This window comes from Paracoccus yibinensis, assembly GCF_030846195.1.
Classification (GTDB): Bacteria; Pseudomonadota; Alphaproteobacteria; order Rhodobacterales; family Rhodobacteraceae; genus Paracoccus; species Paracoccus yibinensis.
On sequence record NZ_JAVCWH010000010.1, the window covers coordinates 71,433 to 81,137 of the forward strand.

The following is a 9,705-nucleotide window of genomic DNA, read 5'->3' on the forward strand; positions in this document are numbered from 1 at the left end:
GGAGCAGTTTCCATGGCTAAGACCAAAACGATCTTCTGGCGGCGCTTGGACACAGACGGTCTGGAGCGCCTCACCGTCGTTGCGAGCGAGGACAGGATCTTGGCCGACGGGACGATCCTGACCACGGAAGACGGTGGTTGCCGCGTCGATCACCATTGGCGGCTCGACAGGGACTGGCGTGTTCTTCATGTCACGATCACCCGCACCGGTACAGATGGCGACGGAACTCTGCATCTCCAGCGAGCAGGCAATGGCTGGATGGTCGATGGTCAACCCCGACCTGACCTTGACGGGGTGCATGAGGTTGACCTCTCTCTAACGCCGTTCTGCAATTCGGTTGCGCTTCGCAGGCTTGCTAATACCAGTTGCAACACCATCGCCCTCGATGTGGCTTATGTCGATGGGACGACGCTGGATGTTTCCCGTTCGCGCCAAGCCTACGACCGGATCGACGGCCGTCGCTTTCGCTTCAGAGACCTTGGCACCGCCTCTGGCTTCGAGGCGATGCTCGACGTCGATGATGACGGGTTCATCATGCGATACGAAGGCCTGTTTGCTCGAGCGAGTTAGCTGCAGGACATTCGCATCTGCGGGAGCGCTTGAACACCTTCTGAAAATGCCTGCTACGTCCGCATTGTTGCAGTCCTACGCAAAGGTGGTATCGACGCTAAGAGCCCTTTGCAGACGGTCAGGCGAAGTGCCTATACACAAGGTCGGTTGGGTCTGGGCGGGGGGCAGTTCCGTCAAGAGTTGCCCCGAGCCGTTCCGCCAGCCTGCGCGAACGGTCATTCTGCGGATCGACATAGCTGACCAGCGTGTTCAACCGCCTCACGGTCCTCGCCCAATCCCGTAAGGCAGAGGCGGCTTCGAACGCGTATCCACGACCCTCAGCTTCTGGAAAGACAAGCCAGCCGATTTCTTTTTCAGGGAAGAGCGGCCCGGAATTGATGCCGACTTGGCCAAGACAGGCGCGGGTATCCCGGTCCTCAAGCATCAATGCTCCAGCGCCGAATAGGTCCCACTGTGCATGATCCGCGCAGAACATGCCCCAAGCCACCTTCACAGAAAATGGCCCGCCCATGTATCGGGCGCGTTCCGACAGCATCAGCGCGGAATAAGGTTCCCAGTCATCCGCCGTCATCGGACGAAGCAACAGCCGTTCGGTGATAATCGTTGGGACTGCGGTCACTCGGAACCTCCTGAGCGTGAACCACGACTAGCATCTGACCGGCAGCTTTCCGCATCGCTGCCGTCCCACGCCAAGATGGTATCGACGCAAAGGGAGCCCGAAGCCGTCATTCGCTGAAGCGGAGACGGTTTCCGAAGGGGTCGATGACTTCAACTTGGAGTCCCCACGGCATCCGGTCGAGACCAGGGCGATTATTCGCATAGGGCCGTCCGATGATCTCGGCATGAAACTCCTTGATCCCTTTCATCCGCACGAATGCCGTGCTGCCCGGTGTTGCATCCCCGTGATGTTCTGAAAGGTGCAGCACGAGGCCATCTCGTTGGAGGCCGATGTAGAGCGGAGCATCCGCCGTAACGCGGTGCTGAAAGGCAACCTCGAAGCCCAGCCAGTCGATGTAGAACGCCCGCGCTTTTTTCTCATCGAAGCTGCGGAAGATTGGGGCGGTTTCAAGGAATACTGGTTGCTTCATGCTTTCGTTCCTATGCGCTGTGTCTGTGCTCCATCCGTAGCCAGTATGATCGAGCAACATGTGAGAAAGGTGAACGGCAGGAATGTCCCGCATAGCTTCCACGCCTAATCCGGTGGAGTGCCAAGGCTATCTCCACGCGCTATTCACGAGGTATGTAAAGCGCGCCCCCTTCGCGGAACAGTTCGGCCATGCGATCCATGCCCTGCTGCTTTTCCGCCTCGGCCCTGATGTCGTGCGAAATGCGCATCGAGCAGAATTTCGGCCCGCACATCGAACAGAAATGCGCCAGCTTATGCGCCTCCTTGGGCATGGTTTCGTCATGCATGGCGCGGGCGGTGTCGGGGTCCAAGCCAAGGTTGAACTGATCTTCCCAGCGGAAATCGAACCGGGCGCGGGACAGCGCGTCATCGCGGCGCTGCGCACCCGGGTGGCCCTTGGCAAGGTTCGCCGCATGTGCCGCCAGCTTGTAGGTGATGACGCCGGTCTTCACGTCATTGCGGTCGGGCAGGCCCAGATGTTCCTTGGGCGTGACATAGCACAACATTGCCGTGCCGAACCAACCGATCATCGCGGCCCCAATGGCCGATGTGATGTGATCATAGCCCGGCGCAATATCGGTCGTCAGCGGCCCAAGCGTATAGAACGGCGCTTCGTGGCAATGTTCCAGCTGCTTGTCCATGTTCGCCTTGATCTTGTGCATCGGCACATGGCCCGGCCCTTCGATCATCACCTGGCAATCCTTGGCCCAGGCGATCTTGGTCAGCTCGCCCAGGGTCTCAAGCTCGGCGAACTGCGCTTGGTCATTGGCATCGGCAATCGATCCGGGGCGCAAGCCGTCGCCCAGGCTGAAGCTGACGTCATAGGCCCGCATGATGTCGCAGATTTCGTCGAACCGTTCGTAAAGAAAGCTTTCGCGGTGGTGATGCAGGCACCATTTCGCCATGATCGAGCCGCCGCGCGACACGATCCCCGTCACCCGCCGCGCCGTCATCGGGATCATGTGCAGCCGCACGCCTGCGTGGATGGTGAAATAATCCACGCCCTGTTCCGCCTGTTCGACCAGCGTGTCGCGGAAGATCTACCAAGTCAGATCCTCGGCAATGCCGCCGACCTTTTCCAGCGCCTGATACAGCGGCACGGTCCCGATCGGCACGGGCGAGTTGCGGATGATCCAGTCGCGGATATTGTGGATGTTGCGCCCGGTGGACAGGTCCATGACCGTATCTGCGCGCCAGCGGATGGCCCAGGCCATCTTGTCCACCTCTTCCTCCATCGACGAGGTGACGGCGGAATTTCCAATATTGGCGTTGATCTTGACCAGGAAATTGCGCCCGATGACCATCGGCTCAAGCTCGCGATGGTTGATATTGGCCGGAATGATGGCCCGGCCCGCCGCGATTTCCGCGCGGACGAATTCCGGCGTGACCAGATCGGGGATCATGGCCCCGAAACCCTCGCCATCGCGGGCGGCGGCCGTTACGCGCCCCTCATTCTCGCGGATCGCGGCGAATTCCATTTCGGGCGTCACGATGCCCGTCCGCGCATAGGCAAGCTGCGTGATCGCACCAGTGCCGTTCGCACCCGGCGTCGCGCGCGATGGCTTCATGGCGCGCGGAAATGCCGGGGTCAGGCGTTCCCCCGTGGCAAAACCGTTATCGGCCAAAGTGACCGCTCGCCCGGCATAGGCAACGGCATCGCCGCGCATCCGCTGCCAATCGCCTCGCATGGCGGGCAATCCGCAGGCGATGTCGATGTCGGCATCAGGGTCGGTATACGGGCCGGAACTGTCATAGACCGTCAGCGCGGGTTCGCCCCCGCTCAGTTCGATGCGCCGCATCGGCACGCGGATGTCGTGCAGGGTGCCGGGGATGTAAAGCTTGCTGGATGCGGGCAGTGCGCCCGTGGTGATTGCGGGCTGCGGCTGGTCTTTCATGTCTTCCTCTCCATTCGCGCGACCAAGGCGAGGATGGCAAGGAAGCGCAGGCCATATGACCGCGCGAACGGGGCCAAGCGGCCCGAAAGGACCGCCCAGAATGCGACTGGGGGAATTGCCCTTCGGTCTTCCTACGCCAGCATCAACTGGGTCAGGTTCAAAGGGTCGCTTCACCGGGGTTGCCCCCACTCAGCCTCTCAGTCCCCTAGGCGGGACTCCCCTGACGTGCGGGCAAGCTGCACTGAGGTGCTGCATGTGTCAAGCGGTGAGGGGTGTGACTGTCCGCTTCGCCGCGCTTCGCAGACAGTCCTCTGCTAAAAGGGCTGCGGCAAGCATGAACGGCTGGTCTCAGGAAGCTGCACTGCAGCGCCAGGGGAAAATTGTCGATCCAGAGACCTGGCGGCCTCTGGACACAAGCTTTTGCAGGATGGGGAAGGATCAGAACAGAAACATCGACGGGATAAGCTCAGCCGCCTGGAAGTTGTCCAAGGTGATCGTGTCGTCCCCCAAGGTAATGACCGCATCCTCGCCCACCTGCCGCGCCCCTGCCCTGAGAGCCGCAAACGTCGTGGCATCCACATGGCGCGACAGGACGATCTTGTCGGCCAGAGAGAAATCCAGGATCACGTCATGGCCTGAGTCGAACGGCCGCTGCCCCTTTCCGAAGATGTCGAAGGCCTCGAAGATGAAGCGGTCGTTGCCCGAGCCGCCCGCCAGCACGTCATTGCCGGTCCCGCCGTCGATCCGGTCGTCGCCGCCATTGCCCTCGATCCGGTTTGAAACGTTGTCGCCGATGATGGTGTCCGACGCCTTGGTGCCTTTGACGTTCTCAATGCCAGCCAGTTTGTCGGCACGGTCCGCCGATACAGCTTGCCCGATGTTCAGCCTGATATCGGCCGCCGTCACCAGCGTCGAATAATCTGCCGTGTCGATGCCTGTGCCGCCCTGAAGCCGGTTAAAGCCCGCCCCGCCGTCAAGCGTGTCGTTGCCCGCGCCACCCTCCAGCAGGTCGTCCCCGGCTTGCCCGTAAACCTTGTCATTGCCATCCTGGCCGTAAACCCGGTCGTTGCCGCCCAGGCCGTTCAGGTTGTCATTGCCCTGACCGCCGTAAAGGTCGTTGGCCCCGATGTTGCCCGACAAGGCGTCGTCGAAATCACCGCCCAGCAGGTTTTCGATCTGCACCAGCGTGTCGATGCTGTCGCCGTGCAAGCCCCTGCCGGTCGTCAGATCCAGAACGACGCGGCCATTGGCCTGTTCGTAGCTGGCCAGGTCGATGCCGTCGCCGCCGTTGAGCAGGTCGGATCCCGTGCCGGATACGAGGATGTCGGAACCCTCGCCGCCAAACAGGGAACTTGGGCCGATATCGGCGAAAAGCCGGTCGTTGCCCAATCCCCCTTCCAGGATGTCCTGGCCCGATCCGGCACGGATCACGTCATTGCCGCCGCCGCCCCGAAGCGTGTCGTCGCCCCCTCGGCCAAAGATGAAGTCGTCCAGCGTCGTACCGTCGATGAGGTCGTGCAGGTTGGTGCCGTTAAAGGTCGCCATTGTTCATCCCTTTTCAAAAAAAAATACCCTGCCATCATTGCGGTCGCTGCCTTGGCGCACGAGTGCGGGACAGGCCACAAAGGGTCCGCATCCGTCAGCGACGGCGAATGGACAGGGGGATCAAGGCCGGCTCGGGCGGGAGCTTTGTCCTCCCGCAGCGGGCCTTGTTAAGTTGCCAGCAGGCGGCTGCACGGCGCGAGCCGGCAACGCCTGGGTTCGGGTTCAGGCGACCGCGTGCAGGCAAGCGTCGCGGATCGCCTCGACATGGCGGTGGTCCGTCCCGCAGCACCCGCCGACCACGCGCAGGCCGGGATGGCTGCGTTGAAGCGCCTGGTAGCGGCGGCCCAGGTCGGCCGGATCGCCTTCGTCCAGTGTCTCGGCCTCGTCCAGTTCCGCATGGCTCAGCGTCGAGGCATTCGCCCGCAATCCGCCCAACCGCGCCGTCCAGGCTTCGCCCGTGTCGACCGCGCCCTTGATATGGAGAGGATGGGCACAGTTTATCATGTAATAGGCAGGCGATCCGCCGGTCGCCTCGTCCACGGCCTCGATCGCCTGGCGCAGGCTGGCGCCACCCACCAGATGGCCATCGGTTTCCAGGGTAAACGAAATCACATGGGGCAGACCAACGGCCGTTGCCGCGCGGGCGATGCCGGTCGCCTCGCCGATGGTGTTCATGGTCATGGCCGAAACCATGTCCACGCCAGCGGCGGCCAGGGCCGTGATCTGGAAAGCGTGGTAATCCTCGGCCTCGACCGGGTCCATGGTGCCTGCGACATAGCCGTCGCCGCGCGGGCCGATTACCCCGTTGATCGCGCAAGGCGACACGGCCGATGACCATTCGGCGCGCAGATCCTGCACAAAGCGGACCGCGTCGATATTGACGCGCCGCAGCGCCGCCAGATCATAGCCCAGGCGGGACGCCCAGTCCGGATTGGCCCGCCAGGTCGGCGTGTCGAGGATGAAGCCGAGGCGGCTTTCCCGCGCAAGGCCCAGGTATCTTTCGTAGTAGCGCGTCAGCGCGGCCCGTCCTTCGTCGCTGTCGATCAGCGGAAAGGCTGCGAAATGGGGCAGGTCCAGACCTTCGTGAAAGATCAGGGTCGTTTCCATGCCGCCGTCGGTCAGCACAAGGCTGGCGTTCATATGGGCAAGGGTCTTGCGATTTTGCGTCATCGTGAACCTCGGAAATGGTATAAGTGAAACACTGCGGGTTGCGGTCCTGGATCGGACGAGGGGGTTATCCCACGTCCCGTCATGTCCGGGCTAGAAGACTTGCGGTCCGGCAAAGCGTGGATCTCTTTTTTTGTTGGTAATAACATAGGGTTGGTCATGTCACCCGCTCCCGAACACCCTTCTGGCGCCAAGGAACCCAGGGCGAAAACCATACCGCCGGTACGGTTCGACGGCATCCAGCCGCGAAAGGGCGAGGCCACGCGCGAACGGATCCTGGCCATCGCCGAGGCTTCGGTCCTGGCCAAGGGTTTCGGCGCTACCTCCATCGACGAGGTCATTGCCGAGGCCGGGCTGACCAAGTCGGGCTTCTTTTACCATTTCCGGGACAAGAACGAGTTGGCCCGCGAAATGCTGCGTCGCTATGTCGCCAGTGACGAGGCCGTGTTCGACGCCGCCTTCAACCGCGGCCGCGACCTTGCCGACGATCCGCTGCAAGCCTTCCTGATCGGACTGAAGCTGTTGGCGGATGTGATGCACGACCTGCCCAGCGGCCATCCCGGCTGCCTGGTCGCAAGCGTCTGCTATCAGGAACGCCTGTTTGACCGCGAGGTGTGCGAGATCAACCGTCAGGCCGTGGAACGCTGGAACAGCCGTTTCCTGGGATACCTTCAGGACATCGCCGCCACCACTCCTCCGCGGGAACCGGTCGATCTGGAGGATCTGGCGCATATGCTGTCGGGCGTGCTGGAAGGCGGCATCATCCTGGGCAAGGTGCTGGGCAAGCCCGATGAACTGGAACGCCAAATCCTGACCTTCCGCTTGCTGGTCCGCGCCCTTTTCAGCCGCGCCTGAGGCGGTTGCCTGAAAGCCGTCTCAGGTCCGATGCTGCTCGACGGATTGGGCGAACTGGCGTCGGTACTGGCCCGGGCTGATCCCCGCGATCCACTGGAACAGGCGGCGGAAGGCCGAGGGATCCTCATAGCCGACGGCCCAGGCCACCTGTTCGATCGGTTCGCTCGTGCGCTCCAGCCGGCGCTTGGCCTGCTCTATCCTCAGATGCTGGACATAAGCCTGAGGCGCATAGCCCGTCGCCGCCTGGAAGCGGCGCGAGAAGCCGCGTTCCGACAGGCCCGAGCGGCTGACCATCTCTCGGACGGGGATTGCGAGTGAGGCATGTGTCTCGAGCCATGCCTGCGCGGCCTCGATCACTGCGTCGCCATGATTGCGCGGCGGATCGAAGATCATGAAGGGCGCCAGCCCGTCCACATGGCGCTGCAGGGCAAAGACCTTGCAGACAGCTTGCGCCGCAGTTGGCCCGGCCTCGCGCCCGATCAGGTAAAGAACAAGGTCGTGCCAGCTGGTCGAGGCGCCGGAACTGACCAGTTCGCCCCTTGATCCCGCGACGATCAGGGCACGGTCTGGATGCACGCGCACCGCCGGATACTGGGCGCTGAACATGCGCGCATAGGGCCAGTGGACCGTCGCGTCCACCCCGTCGAACAGCCCCGTCTCGGCGATCAGGAACAGGCCCGAGCAGGCCGAGCAGATCGTGGCGCCAGCCGCGTGCCGTTCCGTGATCCATTGGGCAAGACGGGGATAGCGCCCGGCTTGCCAGCCGCTGTCACGCACGAACAGCGACGGCACGATGATCGTGTCGCAGGGCTGCCCCATGGCCGCGCCATGCAACGGCAGCGTCACTCCGCTGGCAAGCCGGACCGGGCCGGCCGCCTCTCCCAGCAGCAAGACCTCGAACGGCGGATCGCGCGGGATGCCCTCGCGTCCCGAAAGCCAGGAAAGACTGTTCAGCACGTCGAAGATGCCGCTAAGGGTGGCGAGGCCTGCCTCGGGAATGGCGACGATGCCCACGAGAGCCGGTCTTGATCCCACGCTGCCCATCCGCTGCTCCTGGCCGATGCGGACCTTTCGTGGCCAGTCTCGCACTCGTTCGCGAAGCCGGCAATCGCGATCATGCGAGGGTGTTTTCTGGAAAGGAATGACCCATGGCACTGGACAATCAGACGATCGACACCGCCCGACTGGACGAGCTTGTCGGAAAGGCGGTTTCGGAACTGGCCGCAGGATATGGCGGCGTGATGATCGCCATCGGCAACCGGCTTGGCCTTTACCGGGCCATGGCCGGCGCGGGGCCGATGACCAGCGACGAGGTCGCAGGGGCCGCAGGCTGCGCCGAACGCTATGTGCGCGAATGGCTGAACGCACAGGCGGCAGGCGGCTATGTCGCCTATCACCCTGCCAGCCAGAGCTATGAACTGACGCCAGAACAGGCGGCGGTTCTGGCCGATGATACCAGCCCGGTCTTCATGCCATCCGTCTGGGAGGTCGTCGCCGCCGCCTGGGCCGACGCGGACCAGACGGAAAGGGCGATCACGACCGGTCAGGGCGTGGCCTGGAGCGATCACGACAACCGCCTGCATTGTGGCGTCGCCGCCTTCTTCCGCAACGGCTATCGCGCCAGCCTGGTCGGGGAATGGCTGCCGTCGCTGGAGGGCGTCCTGCCCAAGCTGCAAGCGGGCGCGCGGGTGGCGGATATCGGCTGCGGCCACGGGCATTCGACCCTGCTGATGGCCGAGGCCTTTCCGAACAGCCGCTTTCTGGGCATCGACACCCATCCCGTCTCGATCGCTGCGGCGCAGGCCCATGCCCGCCAAGCGGGGCTGTCAGACCGGGTGGAGTTCCTGCTGGCCGATGCCAAGGCACCGCTGCCGGGCATCTTCGACCTGATCTGCTTCTTCGATTGCCTGCATGACCTGGGCCATCCGGTCGATGCCGCTCGCCGCGCGCGGGAAGCACTGGCCCCGGACGGCACCCTGATGCTGGTCGAGCCAGCGGCCTCGGATCGGGTCGAAGAGAACCTGAACCCGATCGGCCGGATCTATTACACCGGATCGACCTGGCTGTGCTGCGCCCATGCCATCTCCGAGGAGGGAACGCATGTCCTAGGCGCACAGGCTGGCGAGGCTCGGCTGGCACAGGTTTGCCGCGATGCGGGCTTTTCCCGTGTCCGCAAGGCGACGCAGACGCCCTTCAACCTGATCCTTGAAGCGCGTCCCTGACCGCCGCAGCCATCAGTGTCCCGGCGCAGCGTCCTTGTCACGGCGCGCCGGGCAGTCGGGGGATGCGTCGGCCCTGCAACGCCAAGGGCCAGGCCCGCGATGACCGTTCAGGCCTTGGTGATCACGATCTCTGCATATTCGGACGGCAGGCGGAGAGTACCGTCCCTTGCATCGTTGAAGCGGGCCATGAGGGAAAGCAGGTCGTGCTCGAAGGCCTGCTGCCCTGGCGCGTCAAGCGCCAAGAAAGCCTTGTGGATGGGACCATAGAAGCGGCGGAACTCATCCAGGAAGTCCTGCGCAGAAGCATAGCGGAAAACGAAGGACT

At 63.3% G+C, this 9,705-nt stretch carries 8 protein-coding genes, 2 pseudogenes and 1 riboswitch; of the genes and pseudogenes, 3 read left to right on the forward strand and 7 right to left on the reverse strand.

The features are described from left to right. The first annotated feature begins 12 nt into the window (after nt 1–12). Nucleotides 13–570, forward strand: coding sequence for a putative glycolipid-binding domain-containing protein (locus tag RAH32_RS16735; RefSeq protein WP_306609364.1), 558 nt, complete (start codon nt 13–15; stop codon nt 568–570). Nucleotides 571–688: 118 nt separating this feature from the next. Here the strand turns inward: RAH32_RS16735 and RAH32_RS16740 are convergent, their stop codons facing one another. The 5 genes and pseudogenes from RAH32_RS16740 to RAH32_RS16760 form a co-directional block, all read right to left on the reverse strand. Next, entirely contained in the window at nt 689–1,189 is a 501-nt protein-coding gene (locus RAH32_RS16740) for a GNAT family N-acetyltransferase (RefSeq protein ID WP_306609366.1), read from the reverse strand. 106 nt (nt 1,190–1,295) lie between these two features. Next, on the reverse strand, nt 1,296–1,658 hold the full coding sequence (locus RAH32_RS16745; RefSeq protein ID WP_306609368.1) for a glyoxalase superfamily protein: 363 nt from the start codon (nt 1,656–1,658) through the stop codon (nt 1,296–1,298). 139 nt (nt 1,659–1,797) lie between these two features. Continuing rightward, nucleotides 1,798–3,591 (reverse strand): annotated as a pseudogene (thiC, locus tag RAH32_RS16750) (phosphomethylpyrimidine synthase ThiC). A gap of 111 nt (nt 3,592–3,702) precedes the next feature. After that, nucleotides 3,703–3,823, reverse strand: a riboswitch (TPP riboswitch). Nucleotides 3,824–4,029: 206 nt separating this feature from the next. Further along, nucleotides 4,030–5,136, reverse strand: coding sequence for a calcium-binding protein (locus RAH32_RS16755; RefSeq protein WP_306609370.1), 1,107 nt, complete (start codon nt 5,134–5,136; stop codon nt 4,030–4,032). A 222-nt stretch (nt 5,137–5,358) separates the two neighbouring features. Further along, a complete protein-coding gene (locus RAH32_RS16760; RefSeq protein ID WP_306609372.1) occupies nt 5,359–6,306 on the reverse strand; it encodes a homocysteine S-methyltransferase family protein in 948 nt (315 codons plus the stop codon). A gap of 156 nt (nt 6,307–6,462) precedes the next feature. On the opposite strand from RAH32_RS16760, the gene RAH32_RS16765 reads away from it, so the two are divergent. Then, complete coding sequence (locus tag RAH32_RS16765) at nt 6,463–7,158, forward strand: TetR/AcrR family transcriptional regulator (protein ID WP_306609374.1); 696 nt, start codon at nt 6,463–6,465, stop codon at nt 7,156–7,158. Between the two features lie 21 nt (nt 7,159–7,179). On the opposite strand, the gene RAH32_RS16770 is transcribed toward RAH32_RS16765, so the two are convergent. Next, nucleotides 7,180–8,193: a GlxA family transcriptional regulator gene (locus tag RAH32_RS16770; protein ID WP_306609376.1), complete on the reverse strand. Its 1,014-nt coding sequence runs from the start codon at nt 8,191–8,193 to the stop codon at nt 7,180–7,182. A gap of 113 nt (nt 8,194–8,306) precedes the next feature. Between RAH32_RS16770 and RAH32_RS16775 the strand changes: the two genes are divergently transcribed. Continuing rightward, a complete protein-coding gene (locus tag RAH32_RS16775; protein WP_306609377.1) occupies nt 8,307–9,380 on the forward strand; it encodes a class I SAM-dependent methyltransferase in 1,074 nt (357 codons plus the stop codon). Nucleotides 9,381–9,487: 107 nt separating this feature from the next. Here the strand turns inward: RAH32_RS16775 and RAH32_RS16780 are convergent. Next, nucleotides 9,488–9,705, reverse strand: a pseudogene (locus RAH32_RS16780) (SAM-dependent methyltransferase); the annotation flags it as partial.